Source organism: Leptospira alstonii serovar Sichuan str. 79601 (assembly GCF_000347175.1).
Classification (GTDB): Bacteria; Spirochaetota; Leptospiria; order Leptospirales; family Leptospiraceae; genus Leptospira; species Leptospira alstonii.
Genome location: NZ_ANIK01000003.1, coordinates 180781 through 197851 on the forward strand (window position 1 = coordinate 180781; position 17071 = coordinate 197851).

General features: G+C 38.8%; 15 protein-coding genes. 11 read left to right on the top strand and 4 right to left on the bottom strand.

All coding sequences use genetic code 11. The features are described 5' to 3' along the window. Positions 1-9: 9 nt before the first annotated feature. Positions 10-291, bottom strand: a complete 282-nt coding sequence (locus tag LEP1GSC194_RS01165; RefSeq protein ID WP_020771877.1) for a hypothetical protein — start codon at positions 289-291, stop codon at positions 10-12. A gap of 219 nt (positions 292-510) precedes the next feature. Here LEP1GSC194_RS01165 and LEP1GSC194_RS22465 point away from each other — a divergent pair, with 219 nt between their 5' ends. Further along, positions 511-684 carry a hypothetical protein gene (locus LEP1GSC194_RS22465; RefSeq protein WP_020771921.1) on the top strand — a complete coding sequence of 58 codons (174 nt, stop codon included), beginning with the start codon at positions 511-513 and terminating at the stop codon, positions 682-684. 131 nt (positions 685-815) lie between these two features. Continuing rightward, positions 816-1166, top strand: coding sequence for a slr1659 superfamily regulator (locus LEP1GSC194_RS01170; protein WP_020771998.1), 351 nt, complete (start codon positions 816-818; stop codon positions 1164-1166). A gap of 6 nt (positions 1167-1172) precedes the next feature. On the opposite strand, the gene LEP1GSC194_RS01175 is transcribed toward LEP1GSC194_RS01170, so the two are convergent. Then, the gene (locus LEP1GSC194_RS01175) at positions 1173-1754 is read right to left on the bottom strand and encodes a slr1658 superfamily regulator (RefSeq protein ID WP_036040534.1); all 582 of its coding nucleotides are present in this window, start codon (positions 1752-1754) and stop codon (positions 1173-1175) included. A gap of 107 nt (positions 1755-1861) precedes the next feature. Then, on the bottom strand, positions 1862-2395 hold the full coding sequence (locus tag LEP1GSC194_RS01180) for a WbuC family cupin fold metalloprotein (protein WP_173644572.1): 534 nt from the start codon (positions 2393-2395) through the stop codon (positions 1862-1864). A gap of 1264 nt (positions 2396-3659) precedes the next feature. Between LEP1GSC194_RS01180 and LEP1GSC194_RS01185 the strand changes: the two genes are divergently transcribed. From LEP1GSC194_RS01185 to LEP1GSC194_RS01195, 3 genes are all read left to right on the top strand, one after another. Beyond that, positions 3660-4571, top strand: a complete 912-nt coding sequence (locus LEP1GSC194_RS01185; protein ID WP_020771815.1) for a CPBP family glutamic-type intramembrane protease — start codon at positions 3660-3662, stop codon at positions 4569-4571. A 176-nt stretch (positions 4572-4747) separates the two neighbouring features. Further along, positions 4748-5512, top strand: coding sequence for a TPR end-of-group domain-containing protein (locus LEP1GSC194_RS23395; protein ID WP_020771994.1), 765 nt, complete (start codon positions 4748-4750; stop codon positions 5510-5512). Between the two features lie 92 nt (positions 5513-5604). Beyond that, a complete protein-coding gene (locus LEP1GSC194_RS01195) occupies positions 5605-7425 on the top strand; it encodes an ankyrin repeat domain-containing protein (protein WP_020771902.1) in 1821 nt (606 codons plus the stop codon). A gap of 178 nt (positions 7426-7603) precedes the next feature. Here the strand turns inward: LEP1GSC194_RS01195 and LEP1GSC194_RS01200 are convergent, their stop codons facing one another. Continuing rightward, on the bottom strand, positions 7604-9784 hold the full coding sequence (locus LEP1GSC194_RS01200) for a hypothetical protein (RefSeq protein WP_020771924.1): 2181 nt from the start codon (positions 9782-9784) through the stop codon (positions 7604-7606). Here LEP1GSC194_RS01200 and LEP1GSC194_RS01205 point away from each other — a divergent pair. The 6 genes from LEP1GSC194_RS01205 to LEP1GSC194_RS01230 all read left to right on the top strand — a co-directional run bounded on the left by LEP1GSC194_RS01205 (position 9783) and on the right by LEP1GSC194_RS01230 (position 17063). Beyond that, a complete protein-coding gene (locus tag LEP1GSC194_RS01205) occupies positions 9783-10898 on the top strand; it encodes a carotenoid 1,2-hydratase (RefSeq protein ID WP_020771843.1) in 1116 nt (371 codons plus the stop codon). The genes LEP1GSC194_RS01200 and LEP1GSC194_RS01205 overlap by 2 nt on opposite strands. Before the next feature lie 106 nt (positions 10899-11004). Continuing rightward, a complete protein-coding gene (locus tag LEP1GSC194_RS01210; RefSeq protein WP_020771787.1) occupies positions 11005-12015 on the top strand; it encodes an ABC transporter permease subunit in 1011 nt (336 codons plus the stop codon). Beyond that, positions 12012-13055 (top strand): ABC transporter permease, encoded by a 1044-nt coding sequence (locus LEP1GSC194_RS01215; RefSeq protein ID WP_020771953.1) that lies wholly within the window; start codon positions 12012-12014, stop codon positions 13053-13055. Before LEP1GSC194_RS01210 ends, LEP1GSC194_RS01215 begins: the two co-directional genes overlap by 4 nt. Further along, entirely contained in the window at positions 13052-14041 is a 990-nt protein-coding gene (locus LEP1GSC194_RS01220) for an ABC transporter ATP-binding protein (RefSeq protein WP_020771751.1), read from the top strand. Before LEP1GSC194_RS01215 ends, LEP1GSC194_RS01220 begins: the two co-directional genes overlap by 4 nt. 14 nt (positions 14042-14055) lie before the next feature. Beyond that, on the top strand, positions 14056-15018 hold the full coding sequence (locus tag LEP1GSC194_RS01225; protein WP_020771995.1) for an ABC transporter ATP-binding protein: 963 nt from the start codon (positions 14056-14058) through the stop codon (positions 15016-15018). Continuing rightward, positions 15015-17063 carry an AsmA family protein gene (locus LEP1GSC194_RS01230; protein WP_020771930.1) on the top strand — a complete coding sequence of 683 codons (2049 nt, stop codon included), beginning with the start codon at positions 15015-15017 and terminating at the stop codon, positions 17061-17063. Before LEP1GSC194_RS01225 ends, LEP1GSC194_RS01230 begins: the two co-directional genes overlap by 4 nt. Positions 17064-17071 lie beyond the last annotated feature (8 nt).

Genomic DNA, 17071 nt, shown 5'->3' on the forward strand with positions numbered 1-17071 from the left:
GCGGTTATTTTACTCACCCGTAAAAATAGACCACCATTTCTTTTTTTCCTCCGGAGAATTTGCATTTCTTGAATCGGAGGAGTCGTAAGATCGATCTCTTTCGAAGTCCTGAGGGCGGGACGGATCCCTTCTTTTTCTAACATTCTGCGGTACGGAACGTCTTAATTCTTCCAATTCTCTTTGTGCGGAAGCGCTGGACTTAATATAATTTCTTATATCGGCCCATTCGGGATCTTGTTCGTTCCCGTAAATTGCATAATTCATCAGATCAATCGAATCAAACTCAGGCATAGAGCTTCTTTCCAGGTTTATTTATATGAATGGGTAAAATTCCCACAATCTCATATAGTCTTCTTAGGCGAGCGATGTTGCAAGAGTTTTCATATCATAGGTTCTAAAAAATGCGCTGAAACAACGTAAACCAACGAGCGAAAAAATAATTTGGAGCTAAGTCCTCTTTTTTACTGGGTTTCCTGAAGATCGCCTATCCCAAATCCGAAAATACTACTCATGGAGAAGATAGAAAGCGAATCCTTAAAACGACATAATTCAAAAATTGCGGAAGTCAAACAAAGCACCGATTTCAAAAACGCCGAAGGAGGTAGAATTCTAGAATTTCCGAAAAAAAGCATCTGGAATGCGGAAAAGATACGAAAGCTCTGCGAAAAGTTATTCTTTCAGTGAACGCTTATCTAAAGTATCATCGAAAAGATTTGTCTTTTTTGTAAAAATAGAAGAAATGCCTTCTTATTTTTAAATAGTTAGGTATGATTTTTAAAAAGACAATAGCCTTTTGGCGTAGTGGAAAGTGAAAAATGGAAATTTTAAAAGAAGAAGACTATTCCGTCGAAACGGAAAAGAGCCGCGGAAGGATAAAAATTTCCGGAACTCTTCGTTTGCTCAATGTGGAAGAATACGATCCGATCATCTCCGCTATCGAAACTATGTTGGAACATTCAGGACGTGGAAAGGCGGTCATTGATATTAAGAATTTGGATTTTTTAAATAGCGCCGGAATTGCCAGTTTTTCCAGATTTGTTGCCGTTTATGATAAGAAAAACGTTCGCAATATAGAAATCAAAGGTAATAAAAATAGGTATTGGCAGATTAAATTTTTGGAGAATGTCAAAAAACTCAGATCGGAAATTAAAACAAGTCTCGAATAAAAAGAATCAAACGTTTAAGGTTTTGAATTTCGTTTTTACAACTTCATTTAAATCCAGATACGCTCTCACGACCACCTCGTAAGTTCCGAACGAATTTTCGTTGATTAAAAATCCCAATCGAACCGGAAAATCTTTTGAAAGAAGCATAAGACCAAGTCCTGAGTTCGTCTCGTTTCCGTCTCCGTTTTTGAGTTTATCGATATAAATTTTCTCCGAATTTCGGTCAATGAGAGTCGAGATGGAGTTTTCCAATTTATTTTTGCAAGTCTCGTCCGTTAGGTTTTTAATTTCGATTTTAAGTATCTCGGAATAATATTTAAGATCTAAAAGAATTTCTCCCTTTCTATCTTTGGAAAATTTCGCGGCGTTTTCTATCAGTTCGTTTAATACGATTGAAACCGTATTGGAGGAATCCGAATCCAGTTTTTCCTGATAAGAGCAATAGTTGGAAACGAAATCCGCAGTGAGCGAGCAGCGCCTCCATTGAACCCGAAGATCCATGGGCCGCAATTTTAGCGTAAACTCACTTTCACAGGGAAGAGAGTCCGGTATCAGATTGTAATGGCCGTATTGGACGGGATAGTTCATAACATTTTTTGAATCTTTAAAATTCGACGATCCGTATTGCAAAAATAGAAACTCGAATCCCCGTAAGGAAAGTAAAAAACCGACTTCGAATAAAAAACAAAATCGAATTAAAAAAGTTTTCTTAATTGATCAAGATATTCGTTTCGATTTGGGGCCGTTTCCGAAGGAGCCCAGGGTGCAAAATCCTTGTCAGTAGTAGGTTCGTAGGGTCCCGATTTACCTTCAAAACAAATCGCATTTTCGGAAAGGCAAACGAGGGTATGGTATACTCCGGGAGCGATATCGATTCCGTAGACCGGACCTTCCGAACTTAGGTAATGTGTTTCTAGAACCGAGCCGTCTTCATGAAAGAGAATAAATCCTAAATTTCCTTTGAGGACCAAAAACGTTTCCGGCTTAGGAGGAGATTTATGTCTATGTGCTTGTACATATGTATCTTGAGTGAGAACGTTCAAAAATCTTTGGTAAACTTCCGAAAGTTCGTGAAAATTATGATTGGCTCTTTTACGAGGGGAGGAATTCGCCTTTTGCAATACTTCCGAAAAAAGAGAATCCGTAATGAGTTGTTTATGCGGTCTGGAGGAGTTCGAGTCTGGATTCACAGTACTCAATAAGATATGACTTGCAGGCAGTGCAAGTATTTCCCGCGTTTACCCTTTCTATAATTTCTTGGTAACTTACACCTTCACCTTTTGCTGTTTCTACAATGGTCTCGAAGGCTACTTGTGCGCAGTGACATTTATCCATTTTTGAACCTAACTTTTTTACCAGTGTTCGTTACAATGGAAATGAGACTCAGTCTTAATGTCAAATCGTACATTGGTTTTTTAAGAATTTTTTCGGAAAAATCGAAGGATTATTGTAATTTAGAAAGAGACATAATTTTAAAAATTTCGAGGGAATTCTATCTTTTAGAAATTCTTTAAACGAATATAGACCTGTTACAAACGTTAAATCAGCGTAAATCTGTCGGAATTACGACAATCCTCCGTGAAAAATCGGCCCTCAACGCGCCCCTTAGGAAGCGTTGTGTTGAGTTTCCTCAACGCGATCCATAGAGCGTTGCATTGAGTTTTCCCCGTGTTTGGGTGGAGGCGCGGGAAGATTCGGAAGACTTTTCTCTATCAGAAAATCATACTTTTTGCAAGTAAAAAGCTCCATTCTTGTCGGAACACTTGCGTTTTATTGTATGTAAAGGTCACCGACCCTAAAACCACCTCGCCACTTAAAACGTCGGAACTCCGACGTTTTAATCATTAGCGGATAGAAATTTTATAACGACGTGCGAATCTTACGCTGAGTTTAGGAACGAAATTCACAGTCGTTTTCTGTTTTCTTTTAGAAAATCAAAAAGCGTTTCTAAATGCAGTAATAGATTATATGAAAAATTACAAAAACTTCATAACATGAATCTAATAAAATGTCCAAAGCTGGATCGCAAGAATGTAATGTCGTGCCGTTTCAGAATGCGGGTAAGCGATCGCCGGCAAAGACAAATTAACAAAATGAAATAAAAAGGAGGAATACAACTGATCCCTATAAAATTTAGTACCGTTAATTTTTATCGAAAAACAATGTCTCAACGCAAAATATTGGGTAATTTATTATATAGCGATGAGTAAAGACGAAGCTCTGAGTTTTCACAAATCTCATACGTTTCATTCAATATTCATGCTAAAATATACATTTAACTTAATTTATAATATACTAAAGTAATGTTTCTAAAAAAGTAGGGAGTGTTAGGGCGTACCTTAGTAACATTTAGTTGCGGAAAAACCAAAGGTTCTCTTAAAGTAAAGCCTGTGACAAAAGCTTTTCTCCTTTCTGGTTCGAAATTAAATTTTCCGAATCATTTTATTGAAAGTATTGGAAAGTTTTATCCCATCGACTCGAATTGGTTCTTAAATGGAAATCATATCGATCCTAAAAGGATTTTTTAGAAAAAATTCAAAAATCTACTCCCTATTATTCGGTTTTTACGGAAGTCTGTTTTTAATTCTCTTCTTAAACGAGGAATTCGGATTTCCTCTTATCACTTCAAAAAATTTAGCGTTAAGGGCTATTAGTATATGCCTAATATATGGATTTCTAATATTCTTATTTTATTTTCATCTCCCTAAAAGAAGAAAAGAGAGATTTCATGCCGCAAAAATAATCGGTTTTCTTTTTGTGTTTTGGATAAGTTTGATCGTTTTACATCTATCGAATTTTCCCTATGAAAAATTTTTATCCCACCTTCCGAGAGAATGGATTTTTTGGACTTGGAAAGTTATCAAACAATTCACTCACACCCTTCCCTTATTGGCCTTTCCATTGTTATACGATTTTTATAGGTACAAAACGAATCCGGTTCCGTTTGAAAAAAAGAAAATTCCTTCTTATTATCCGATCTTAATTCTCGCATTGATGATCGCGGCAATCGGTTCTTTTGTCCCCGGTTTTAAAGAATTTTACCCGAGGGCTCCAAATACAAACGAACGACTTTTGTATCATGCGACTTGGATTACTACTCTCGTTTTTGAAATCGTATATCTTTACACTTTTTATTTTACGGAATTCTTTTTTAGAAAGTTTCTCATTCGATATTTGAAAGTTGTGGGCCGTTATCACGCGGTGGGAATGGCCGCTTTAATTTACGGCATGGTCCACTTTCAAAAACCTAGAGGAGAAATTCTAAGTTCGTTTTTCGGAGGATTATTGATGGGAGCTTTGAGTCTTAGAACTCATTCGATTCGAGGCGGGCTTTACGCGCATATCATACTTGCAGGCGGTATGGAGTTTTTTGCGGGAATTTATGTTTGGGATAAATTATTTTGATCAAGGTGTACATATTTAAAATTTATATACGAATCAATCGAACCGCCGAAATCAAACGGATCGGAACTCGGCTTAAGCTGCGAGTTTTCTGCTATCAAATTTGATAAAATTAAATTTTGGGTGCGTTGTAAATTCATTTACACATCCTTAAAAAGTAGTACTTTGACTCGAATCTTATGAAGACCGATTCAAACAAAGTTATTTTTTTGCTAATCCGAATTCCTCAATATTTTTTCTATTTCTTTCTCATCCTTTCGAGTGTTTCCATACAAGCGGAAGAAAATCAGAACGTAGAAGATTCCATCGATTACGAAAAAGAAATCCCGGAAGGAAGTTCTATATCTCATTGGAGAAAAGAATCCAATCGAACTTGGAAAGCCTGGATCAAAAGTGAAAATACTACGAATGAAAGCCAGGCAAAGTCGGATTTTGATTTTGAGTATTTGCAATGTATAAAATTTTACCGGAGCGGATCCGATACTATCAAAACCGAATTGAGGGACAAGGTTTTATATTGGACCGCCGACAATTTCAATCAGAGTTTGAATTTACGAAAAATGGAACGCGCGACTCATATTCTAAAATTATTTTATGATGTTAGTCGTGCGATCGGTATTGGAAACGGAACTCATTCCGGTGTCGATTCCCAAAATGAATACAATACGCGAGAATATTTTGCAGGAGATATAATTGCATATATGCATGAAATAAAGGACTTCCAGCATGAACCTTTTATGGAAACGTTAATTCCGCTGCAAATTACCGATAGTCGACTTGCTTTTAATCTAGCCTGTTTGAACTCTAACCGAGGTAAAAAACAGGAAATGCTAAAGTATATGAAAATTGCTCTCTCCTTGGGAAAACCGAAAAGTCATTTCAAAGGGGAACCGGAGTTTAAAAATTTTTGGAAGGATCCTGATTTTTTAAAACTGATAGAATAAAGGATCCGTTTTTGTTAAGCGTATTTTCTTTTTTCAAACTTTTTAAAAATCTATTTTAAATTTATTTTATAAACGTTTTATGAGGAATCAAAATGTTAGACGTATTTTTAGACCTTATGTTGGATCATCGTTTTTTATCGGAAATACAATTAGCCAAAAATAATACGACTCAGCATGAGATTGATAAGGAAGAGGAGAAAACATCTTCCCAAAGAAATCTTTTAGTCTATTCCATTTCAGTCGGAGAATTGAAAACCGCAAAGTCACTCATTGATTCCGGTTCCGACGTCAATTCCACCGATGAAACGGGAAAAACTCCTTTGATCGCCGCTTCTAAATTCGGTTCTTTAGAAATCGCTAATCTACTTCTGGAAAAAAAAGCCAAAGTCGATGCGGTAGATAAAGAAGGAATGTCCGCGATATTTCACGCGGCGGCCAATAACAAAAGGGAAATCATCGAACTTTTGATTTTAAAAGAGGCAAATCTAAATTTAAAAAATTCGAGAGAAGAAACGCTTCTTTATCTGGCGGTAAAGAATTATAACTTTCGAATTGCAAAGTTACTGCTTAATAAAGGCGCTCAAATCGATTTGAGCAAAGACGATAAAAATATTTTAGCGTTGTCGATTCAAAGAGAAAGATACGATTATGATGAAAATAACGAACAGGAATTTACGAAATTATTATTGAGTAAAATCAAGGATTTTAATTACAAAGATTCAAGAAATTGCAACTATCTTTGTCTTTCGATCAAGGCGGGACGGTTTCCTACTGCAAAACTTTTATTGGAGAAAGGAATCGACCTTGATGAAAAAGACGACGATTCCCGTACCGCATTGGGAATCGCTTTAAGAGAAAATCAATTTGAAATCGCCAAATATCTTATAGAAAAAGGGGCTAACGTAAACGTTAAGGATCGATACAATCAAACTCCTTTGATGCTTGCGATTCAGGAGCGTAAAAAGGACTTAGCCGAATTAATCCTAGAAAAAGGCGGAGATCTTCATGTGAAAGACAACGACGGATATAGTCTTTTAGCGATCGCAGCGAAACAAGGTGATCGATCCATAGTCGAACTCTTACTTGAAAAAGGAATGAATATCGACGATCTAGGTTCGGTTAAAATGCATGGAAGAACGGCTCTAATGACCGCAGCCGAAAACGGAGACGAATCCTTAGTTCGCTATCTTTTGGATAAAGGAGCTCAGATCGATCTCGCGAGCGGAGCTTCCGATTATTCTAAAACAGCGTTGATGTTCGCAATTCAAAACAATCATATCGGAATCGTAAAACTCCTACTTGAGCACGGAGCCAACGTCAGCTTAGAAGATAAAAAAGGTTACAACGCGATGACCTATGCTATTGAAACCGGCAATACGAATCTTGTCGAACTCTTGTTATCTAAAAATTATCCGATCCATTCTAAAAATCGATATGGAAAAACTCCGCTTATCTATGCGGTCGAATCCGGATCGTTGTCTTTGACACAACTATTGGTTGATAAGGGAAGCGATATTCATCTTCGGGATAACAACGGGCAAAGCGCGATTTTCTACGCGACTTTAAAAGGTAATTTCGCGATTTTCAAATTGCTTGCCGAAAAAGAAACCGATCTCAATACGGTCGATGTCGAAGGTAAGTCTTTGTTAATCTACGCAAGCAATCGCGGAGACAAGAATATCGTTGATTATCTCATCCAAAAAGGCGTAGACTTAAACATACAAGAAAGAATCGGAAAAACGGCGTTGATGTTTGCCGCTGACAAGGGCTTTAAAGAAATCGTGAAACTTCTTCTGGAAAAAGGAGCCGATCCTAAAATTTTCAATAACGCAAATATGAACGCATTACAATACGCGGAAAAAAACGGTTACAAAGAAATTGCAAAAATGCTAACCCCGACTAACAAACAATGATAAAATACCATCTTCGTTTCCGCTTAATTCGCATATTACAATAGATACTTTATATTTTTATAATATTTATTACTTTTTCCCTAACCGCGGAAAAAAGTAAGCAGTCCAGGGGATATGGTTTTAGAATGGTCTGCAGGAAAGTTCAATGAGGATTTATTCTCTCAGAAAATGAATCATACTAACGCTTTTCTATTTTCAAAATACAAGCGCCTCGAATAGGAAGCTGCGTTACATTCTTTGCAAATTTGAACTCGTTCGATGAAGTTTCAATGCTACCGCCTTCAACTTCTTCGCAGGATTTCGCTATGATAAACCAATCTTCCTTAGATTGAGAATTTTTTTCGAAGTCAAATTCTTCTTTTTTCCGCTTTTCTCTTACTTCTTGATGATTGATAAAACCGGCGCGATAAAAGGAAAGAGTAATGTCCGGTCTATTGTGATTTTCTAATGGAAGCATATTCCATAAAACGGAAGAACGATTCACCGTTTTGAAAAAAACGCCTTCTGCATCCTCTGCGGTAAAAAATAAACTACGGTCCACGTCTGAAAAACAGAGATTGGTCTTTTCCCAAATATCAAAATGTTTCCAACTCCAATATCCTAAGGTAAACATTAAAAATATGGAATATATGAAAGAGGATAAAATCCTCGCTCTTTCATTTGAAAATTCCTCGTAACAAAAGATCCCGATCGCGATCAGCAAAGCCGGATAGAGATGATAGATATGTCTGGGCTGGTGATTCGGCGTCATCAGAGTTAGTCCCAAAATCGAAACGAACACCGATAAAAAAAGAAAAAACGAGGCGCGGACTTTGCGATCTTTTTGATAGCGAAAAATTCCAAAGACGATTCCTAAAATCAAACCGCCGCATAAAACCCATCCACCATAAGGCGCGTAAAAAGAATTTTCTGAAATTTCTTGGAAATACGTGAGACTGAAAATCGAATCATCACCTTGCCCCGGCATCAAACCGGCTCCCTGTGCGTGTTGAATCGTACTGCTGGAACTCGAGAAACGATCCGGATGCAACAGAACCCAAGAACCGATCGGAAGAATTACATACGTCCAGAAATACTTCCAAACAAAAAGATTCTCATATGAACTGGAGCCGTTATGAGCGGAGCTACCTGCAACAAACGGAGTATCGATTTCCTTGTCTTGATCGAAGGAAAAAAGATTAGGATCTTTTCCGATGTTTTCTTTCCGAACATAAAAAATTTTCCAAAGTGTAACGCTGATAGAAATCCAAAATATCAAAACTCCCGCATAACGCAAAAACGCCTTTGTCTTTCCCGGTAAAACTTCTTTGGAAAGAATCAAGGAAACAAAAATCAATAGAACAGAAATTCCAATCGGAATCAGAGCTGCCCATTGGATTCTTCTGAAAAAATCCCTCTCTAAAAAAATAGATTTTTTTTGTTCTAAGTTATTCTTTTTAGAAGAACTTAAATTTTTGGGATCCAATGGATTTTCAGCCGATAAATCGAAATCATTTGGATTCGACTTACCTTGAAGACCAAAATTATCTTTGGAATACAATCCATAAAAATTCAAAATTTTGAATATGAATCGTTTCGTTTCATCCAAACGAAAGATAATTAAAAACAAACCGCCGAAAAAAATAAAAATATAACCGTACGGATATTTCGTATGAAATAAAAGATTAACGCTGATGCATAAAAACCACGGCGAATACGCGGCGGTCGTATGGAATTCTTCGGATCGAGATTGGGAGTTATCCCGTTTTGTATCTTTCGTTAAAAAAGAATTCGAGTTGTGGGACGGGTCTAAAAATTTCTCTTTCTCAGAGAAATACTTTTGTAATTCCCAAAAAGAAAGGATCGCCGGAAGAAAAAAAAGAGCTCCCTGAATTTCCAACATTCCCGAAAAGGAATAATGCATAAATCCGGGATTCTGCAATAAACCGGCCCAAACAAGCGGAAATAAAATCGATGGTACGACCCAGCTTTTCGATTTGCTAAAACGAAATAAAATCCAAGGAACGATCAAAAAAAGAAGAATCAATTCTCCGAATGTAAACAATGAAACGGGAGTTCCGCCCGGCCCTAACCATAATACGATCATCGCTTCCGGAAAATTTCTTAAAACGGGCCAAGTGGGAGAATCAAAAGTCAACTTTACGACCGTCCAAAGATCGAAAGAACGAACCGCTTCCGCAAATCGGATCGAAGTTATCAGTCTTGCGTCGGGGTCCCAAGTTAAAAAGTTTTGATTGGGACAGAACGATAGAAATTTCAAATAGAGTTTATGGAAATAGATTCCTAAAATAACGAACTGTGGTAAAAAAAGTCCCAGAGAAAAAAATTTGGAAGAGCGGATGTTATCAAAAAATTGCATGATCTTTAAGAAGAATTATTACGGCTTTCTTCCTATCGCGGTCAACCTTCTAATCGGAATCCATTTTTTATTCCCTTTTTTTTTCTCACTTCAAGCGGATGAACGTCCTTTGGTTTTTCCAAAAGACCATTCTTTTCATCCCAAACACCGAGTGGAATGGTGTTATTTTGTAGGAGTTCTGCAATCTTCGGAAGGAAAAAAATACGGATACGAACTCAGTTTTTTCAAGGGAGTTTTCGGAAAAAACAAGGAAGTATTTCCGGTTCATTTTGCGATCTCCGATTTGGAAAATAAAAAACACAACATCGCTCAAGTCGTAGAACGCAAGTTAGGTGGAATGGCGGGTTACGATTCCGAACAAATCTTCAGCGGCGACTTCATTCTCAAGATCGAAGGTAAGACAAAATTTCATCTCATCGCAAAACCGAAACATTCTCCCGGTATGGTTTTGGATTTATTTTTAAGCGGCAAGGATTCGGATCTTCTTTTACACGGAGAAAAGGGCAAGTCGCTCAAGAGCAGAAGAAATCCGGATTTTTATTCTTATTACTACAGTATCCCCCGCTTATCCACTCGGGGAGAATTGACTCTGGATGGAAAACAAATCCGGATCGAAAGCGGCAACTCCTGGATGGATCACGAATGGAGTAGTCCTTTCGACTCGACTCGACAAGCCGAACTTTCGGACAAATCCAATTCTTGGGACTGGATTTGCATTCAACTCGAAGACGGAAGCGACATCATGGCTTTCAACTTTAGAGAAACTCCGAATTCAATTTCCGAAAGTTTTGCGACCCTTCGTTTAAAATCCGGAGAAAAAACATACTTTGAACAAGAAGGAGAGATTACGTTCGTCCATGATTCTTCCCTTTGGACAAGTCCAAGAACGAATCAAAAATATCCGCTCGTTTGGAATCTTTTCACTCGTGTTTTTTCTCAACAAGAATCCGCACTTCATCTTATAATCGAACCTTTCTTTGAAGATCAAGAATTCGATTCTCGAATTACTACGGGGTTTAGTTATTGGGAAGGAGCCGTAAAGGTCCAAGGAACCAGAGGTGGAAAAGCCGTCCGCGGAATCGGTTACCTGGAACTCAAAGGAAACCGAGATTAAAATTTAAAACGACATATCCATGCAATTTCTCTTAACAATTAAAATTCTTTTTTGAAAAAGGCTTTGTCTTAAGATCCGATTCCTTGAAGCTGTTTACGGAAACAAAATGAAAAAATATTTCCTAAAACGATTTCTTCTGATCATTCCTACGTTGTTGGGAATGACGTTTATCGTTTTTTTAATTTCTCATTTTGCACCGGGCGGTCCTCTGGAAACGGAAATCGCAAAGATTCGAGGATATGCGAATTCCCAGGGAGGAAACGCGAAAACGATTTCGGAAGAGGAAATCGACATCATCAAAAAAAGATTACATTTGGATCAACCCGTAGGAATCGCGTATCTTTACTGGCTCAAAGAAATTCTCGTTTTCAATTTGGGAGAATCCAGACTTCACACTCGACAAGTATCGGATCTTATCTTGGAAAAACTTCCCGTATCTCTTACCTTCGGACTTTCGGGATTTTTACTTTCTTATCTCATCTGCATCCCTTTAGGAATTTCAAAGGCGCTTCAAAACGGAGAACGTTTCGACATCGTCTCCAGCGGAATCATTTTGATCACGTATTCGATTCCGGTATTCGCGCTTTCCGTTTTACTTCTTTATATATTCGCTTCGGGGGAATTGTTATCCATCTTTCCCTTAGGACACGAGGTTTCGGACGAGTACGAATCTTTTACTTTTTGGGAAAGGGCAGCGGACCGAATGGAACATATGTTTCTTCCGGTGATTTGTTACGTTTCCGGTTCCTTTGCGGTCCTCACGTTACTTATGAAAAATTCCCTTTTGGATCAGATTTCAAAAGAATACGTTCGCACGGCGCTTTCCAAAGGTTTTAGTTTTAAAGAAGCGATCTTTAAACACGCCTTTCGAAATTCTTTGATTCCGATCGCAACCGGATTCGGAAGTAATCTCAGTCTTATTTTTGCGGGATCGCTGGTGATCGAACTCGTATTTAACATAGACGGAATGGGACTTTTGAGTTTTCAAGCGGTTACGGAAAGGGATACGGATCTGATGATGGGGCTTTTACTCGTACAAAGCCTTCTTTCATTAACGGGAAATATTCTATCAGATTTTTGTTATGTACTAATCGATCCGAGGATTCAGTTCGAATGATCCTAAGTCCGATTTTAAAAAAAAGATTTCAGAAATTCAGAGCGAACAAAAGAGCTTGGTACGCTTTGAATCTATTAATCATTTCTTATATAATTTCCCTGTTTGCGCCGCTTATCGCCACCAATCAACCTTTGATCGTAAGTTATCAAAACAAACTGCATTTCCCTATTTTTTCTTTTTACCCCGAATCGGAGTTCGGAGGGGAGAATCTAACGCCTCCGAACTACAAAAAACTTTCGCAAAGAGAGGATTTTACATCCGGCCCTAATTGGATTCTTTTCGCTCCGATTTCCTACGGATCCAACGAAGACAATCTGGAAAGTTTGGAAGAAGGCGAAACTCCACCTTCTTCCCCGAATCGTAAACACTGGCTTGGGACGGACGATCGAGGTAGGGACGTTTTTACGAGGGTTTTTTACGCGTATAGAAACGCCCTGAGTTTCGGGCTTATATTAGTTTTTCTTGAATTAGCGATGGGTACTTTGATCGGAGGAATACAAGGCTACTTCGGAGGAAAAACGGATATTCTGATGCAAAGAATCGTAGAAATACTTTCCGCGATTCCTTTTTTGTATTTGATACTGATTGTCGGAGCATTTTTCGGAAGAGGTTTTACGGTTCTTTTGATCACGTACGGCGCGTTGAGTTGGATCGGAATTTCTTATTATATGCGAGGAGAATTCTACAAACTTAAAGAATTGACTTACGTGGATTCGGCAAAGGCGTTGGGAGTAAGTTCGTTTCGGATCATGATTCGTCATATTCTCCCCAACGCAATTACACCTTTGGTAACTTTTTTACCGTTCACACTCATCGGATCGATTTCCATTTTAAGTGCGTTAGACTTCCTTGGTTACGGAATTCCCGCGCCGAATCCATCCTGGGGAGAAATGATCGGGCAAGGAAGAGAACGGCTCGGCGCTTGGTGGTTGATCACATTTCCTTCGGCTGCGCTTTTTATAACGATTTTATTGACTTCGTTTATCGGCGAAGGTTTGCGAGACTCCTTCGATTCGAGAGAAAAGGCGGTGTATGAATGACCGGGCCTTCTTTGCTTCAAGTTAAGAATTTTTCACTGGATCTTCTTTCGGAAAATCGATGGCTTCCGGTTCTCCAGGATTTGAGTTTTGACGTGAGACAGGGCGAAATTTTATCTCTCATCGGAGAATCTGGTTGCGGCAAGTCGCTCACTTCTCTTGCTCTAACAAGATTAATTCCTTCAAATATTTCCAGAGTAAAATCCGGCGAAATCCTGTATCAAGGAAAGAATCTTTTAAAACTTTCTTCTGAAGAATTGAGAAAAATCAGAGGGAAGGAAATCGCATACGTCTTTCAAGAACCCTTTGCCGCTCTCAATCCTTTGTTAAAAATTCAAGATCAAATGACCGAAGCGTATTTAATGCACGTTTCTTCCAATCAAAAGGAGGCTCTGGAAAAAGCGGAGTTTCTTCTTTTTTCGGTGGGGATCACGGACATTAAACAAAGATTATATTCTTATCCCAATCAGATGAGCGGAGGAATCCTACAAAGAATCAGCATCGCGATGGCTCTTATGTGCGATCCTACGCTTCTTATCGCGGACGAACCAACGAGTGCGATCGACGTAACCATTCAGGCGCAATTGGTGGAACTTCTTTTGAGTCTTCAAAAACAAAACGGAATGTCCATCTTATTCATCTCGCACGACTTCGGACTTGTGGGAACGATCGCGGACAGAATTGCAGTGATGTATGCCGGGAGAATTGCCGAAATCGGAGATACGGATTCCGTCATAGATTCGCCTAATCATCCTTATACGGAAGATCTGCTTCGATCGATTCCTTCTCTTGCAAAGTCCGTTGAAGATTTACAGCCGATCCATGGAATCGTTCCTTCTCCGGATCAGTATCCGATCGGATGTCATTATTCAACTCGTTGTCAAATCGCAGTCAATTCTTGTAAAGAAAGTAAGCCGGAATTGTTTCCTATACGTTCCAACGTGGAACCCCATCTTTCAGCTTGTTTCCTCGCAAAAAATCGGCAATAAAATCAGAACGAATCATGATTCGCATTCAAGATCTTACAATCAGTTATTATACGAAATCGGGATTCGGTTTTAAAAAGAATCGAATCGTAGCGGTGGACGGAATCGATCTTGAGATCGAAAGCAATGAAATTCTGGGGCTCGTAGGAGAATCGGGCTGCGGTAAAACCACGTTAGGAAGAAGTCTTGTAAAACTAATAAGGCCCGAATTCGGATCGATCCATTTCGAAAATCGGGAAATCACTTCTCTCTCTTCTTCCGAGTTCTTTCCTTTTAGAAAAGATATTCAGATTATCTTTCAAGATCCGTATTCTTCTCTCAACCCGAGAATGACGATTGCAGAAATTCTAATGGAAGGATTGGAACTTCACGAAAGATTATCCGGGAAAGAAGCGGAAACAAAGATCAGGGAAATTCTGGAAAGAGTGAATTTATCTTCCGATATTCTTTCCAGGTTCCCCCACGAATTTTCCGGGGGACAAAGGCAAAGAATTGCGATCGCACGATCGCTCGTTTTAAAACCTAAGTTCGTCATTTGTGACGAATCGGTTTCCGCTCTTGACGTTTCCACGGGAACTCAAGTTTTAAAACTTTTGGTCGAATTAAAAAACGAATTCGGTCTTTCATATTTGTTTATCTCTCACGATCTCGGTGTGGTAAAATCGATCTCGGACAGGATCGCGGTTATGTATTTGGGAAAAATCGTCGAACTCGGCAAAACGAAAGACATTGTCTCTTCTCCGGCACATCCTTATACAAGAGCGCTTTTTCAATCCACGTTCGACGTTTACGACAGAAAAAAAATTAGAAATCCTCTCAAGGGAGAAATCCCGAGCGTCGTAAATAAACCTTCCGGGTGCCACTTTCATACCCGATGCCCGATCGCTCAGGATTTATGCAAGTCTCAGGTCCCGACTTGGAAGGAAATCAAAAACGGCCAAAAAACATTGTGCCACTTTCCACTGGATTATATAAAATGAAATTTTTGAAGCGCATTCGAGAATTCTTATATAATAATCGAATCAAGTTCCTTGCGATTCTTCTGTTTCAGATCCTTACGCTTGTTCTATTCACGTTAGTTCCCATTCTTGTCCGCCAGGATTTTTACAAGGACTTCATTCTTACCGAAATCGAAAAGGAAACGGGTCTGGAAGTAAAAGTGGATACTTCGGACCTGGTTTTGTTTCCGTTTCCGGGAATAGAACTCAAAACCGTTCAGGTTCGAAGCGGGGATGTGATCGTAGGAATCAGCGATCGAATTAAGATTGATATTACCTGGCTCGGTTTATTGGGTCAGAAAGTGGAAATCAGAGACATTTATATATCCGGCGGTAAGATCAATCTTCATAAAAACAAGGACGGTTCCGTCGATCTAATCGAGTTTTTTCAGCAGGAAAAAGAAGAGCCGGAGAACGTTCATCAAACACAGACCGTAAGGATTTTCGATCCGTCTCCGGGAGGCGGTTCTTCATTCAATCCGAAAGAAATTTTTAAAGTCGGATTAAAAAACGTTCAAATCGAAAATTTTTACGTTCACTATCAGGACGATGCTCATGATAGAACATACGGAATTTATCTTTGGAATTCGGCGTTCAGCATTTCCTTTTACGGAAACACTTTTGATCTGACGTTACAGGGGAAGTTAGACGGTCAAAGTTTTCAGATTTATGGAAGTGCGGGTTTAGACGAATTTCCGACAACTCTTGAAAAGTTAAAATTTAAATCTACGATCATTTTAGATAAGTGTTCTCTTTCGATTTTTAGGGATTTGTTGTTTATTTTTCCAAACGCGGATTTTTCAAAGACGATCTTGGACGGTACAATCAAAATCGATAAAGCTTCCAATGAATCGATCAAATTCAACGTAACCGCACAAGCGAAAAATTTCGCTTATAAAGGCGGTAGTCCCTTCGGCGACATCAAAGTAAACATGGAAATGAAATTGGATATTCCGAATAAAAAGTTGGAATTTCCATATATCTCCGTTGTCTGGCCCGGAATCGCCGAAGGAAGCGCAAAAGGAAAAGTATTATGGAATTACAAAACGAACGTTTTCTTTCAAGTCACTGCGAATTACGCGGATTATCACAGTATATTTCGATTGGGAAAACTTTTCGAATTCACAAAGAAGTTCGACGATCCGAATCGACCGGACGGAGTTTTTTATTTTAGTGCGGATTTAAAGAACGTCTATGCGTTAAAACACAGATTTCCCGTTTTAAAAGCGGAGATCAAGTACACTTATCCATGGATTTACATATCGAGTTTTCACGCTTACGTATACAACGGAGAAATATTAGGAAAATCTAAAATTAATCCGTTCCAATCCAGGTTCGAGGTTCAAGGCGAAGTGTATCGAATTCAATCCGATCGACTTCTCATGCCTTACGTAAGCGAACAAATCATCATCGGAAACATGTTCAGCAAGTTCAGCTTTGTAACGGAAGTTCGAAACCAATCTTCGGATTTCGTGGCGGAATTTTTCAGGAATATGGAAGGTTCCGGAAATCTTCAAATAATCAACGGAGAACTGCTCGGTTACGCAAACTTCATGATTCCGGTTTTGAACACTCTCGGCAAAATCATTTCTTTCAACGGAATCGACGGAAGAAAGGTTGAATTCTCTTCCTTGAAATCGGATTTTAAAATCGAGAACAATCATCTTTATTTTCCGAATCTAAAACTGCAAGGAAACGGATTGGAAGCCGACGGGAAAGGAAACATCAGTTTTGAAAAAAACGTGGATGTCATCGTTAACTTAAGACTCGGCGGAAATATTGTGGGAAGAGCGTTAAAAATTCCTATTATTTATAAGGGGGTTTATAAACAATCGATTCCTTATATAGATCCGATCTGGTTGGGTTCGGTTTTTGCGGGAAGTACGATCCTCGCCCCGTTTTTCACGCTGGTCGGCGGACCTTTCGGCGGAGGAATTGCCGGTTCGGTCGCATCGGAATACGTGAGGGACGCTTGGGAAGGATTTAAGGGATTGTTCACATCCAAAGAAAAGGACAAAAAGAAATAATCTAAAGG

What these genes read in the sequence shown, in the direction of transcription:
- LEP1GSC194_RS01185 (WP_020771815.1), top strand. Translation starts at nt 3,660, where the DNA reads ATGGAAATCATATCGATCCTAAAAGGATTTTTTAGAAAAAATTCAAAA.
- LEP1GSC194_RS01225 (WP_020771995.1), top strand. Translation starts at nt 14,056, where the DNA reads ATGATTCGCATTCAAGATCTTACAATCAGTTATTATACGAAATCGGGA.
- LEP1GSC194_RS01170 (WP_020771998.1), top strand. Translation starts at nt 816, where the DNA reads ATGGAAATTTTAAAAGAAGAAGACTATTCCGTCGAAACGGAAAAGAGC.
- LEP1GSC194_RS01220 (WP_020771751.1), top strand. Translation starts at nt 13,052, where the DNA reads ATGACCGGGCCTTCTTTGCTTCAAGTTAAGAATTTTTCACTGGATCTT.
- LEP1GSC194_RS01200 (WP_020771924.1), bottom strand. Translation starts at nt 9,784, where the DNA reads ATGCAATTTTTTGATAACATCCGCTCTTCCAAATTTTTTTCTCTGGGA.
- LEP1GSC194_RS01195 (WP_020771902.1), top strand. Translation starts at nt 5,605, where the DNA reads ATGTTAGACGTATTTTTAGACCTTATGTTGGATCATCGTTTTTTATCG.
- LEP1GSC194_RS01210 (WP_020771787.1), top strand. Translation starts at nt 11,005, where the DNA reads ATGAAAAAATATTTCCTAAAACGATTTCTTCTGATCATTCCTACGTTG.
- LEP1GSC194_RS01205 (WP_020771843.1), top strand. Translation starts at nt 9,783, where the DNA reads ATGATCTTTAAGAAGAATTATTACGGCTTTCTTCCTATCGCGGTCAAC.
- LEP1GSC194_RS01215 (WP_020771953.1), top strand. Translation starts at nt 12,012, where the DNA reads ATGATCCTAAGTCCGATTTTAAAAAAAAGATTTCAGAAATTCAGAGCG.
- LEP1GSC194_RS23395 (WP_020771994.1), top strand. Translation starts at nt 4,748, where the DNA reads ATGAAGACCGATTCAAACAAAGTTATTTTTTTGCTAATCCGAATTCCT.
- LEP1GSC194_RS22465 (WP_020771921.1), top strand. Translation starts at nt 511, where the DNA reads ATGGAGAAGATAGAAAGCGAATCCTTAAAACGACATAATTCAAAAATT.
- LEP1GSC194_RS01230 (WP_020771930.1), top strand. Translation starts at nt 15,015, where the DNA reads ATGAAATTTTTGAAGCGCATTCGAGAATTCTTATATAATAATCGAATC.
- LEP1GSC194_RS01175 (WP_036040534.1), bottom strand. Translation starts at nt 1,754, where the DNA reads ATGAACTATCCCGTCCAATACGGCCATTACAATCTGATACCGGACTCT.
- LEP1GSC194_RS01165 (WP_020771877.1), bottom strand. Translation starts at nt 291, where the DNA reads ATGCCTGAGTTTGATTCGATTGATCTGATGAATTATGCAATTTACGGG.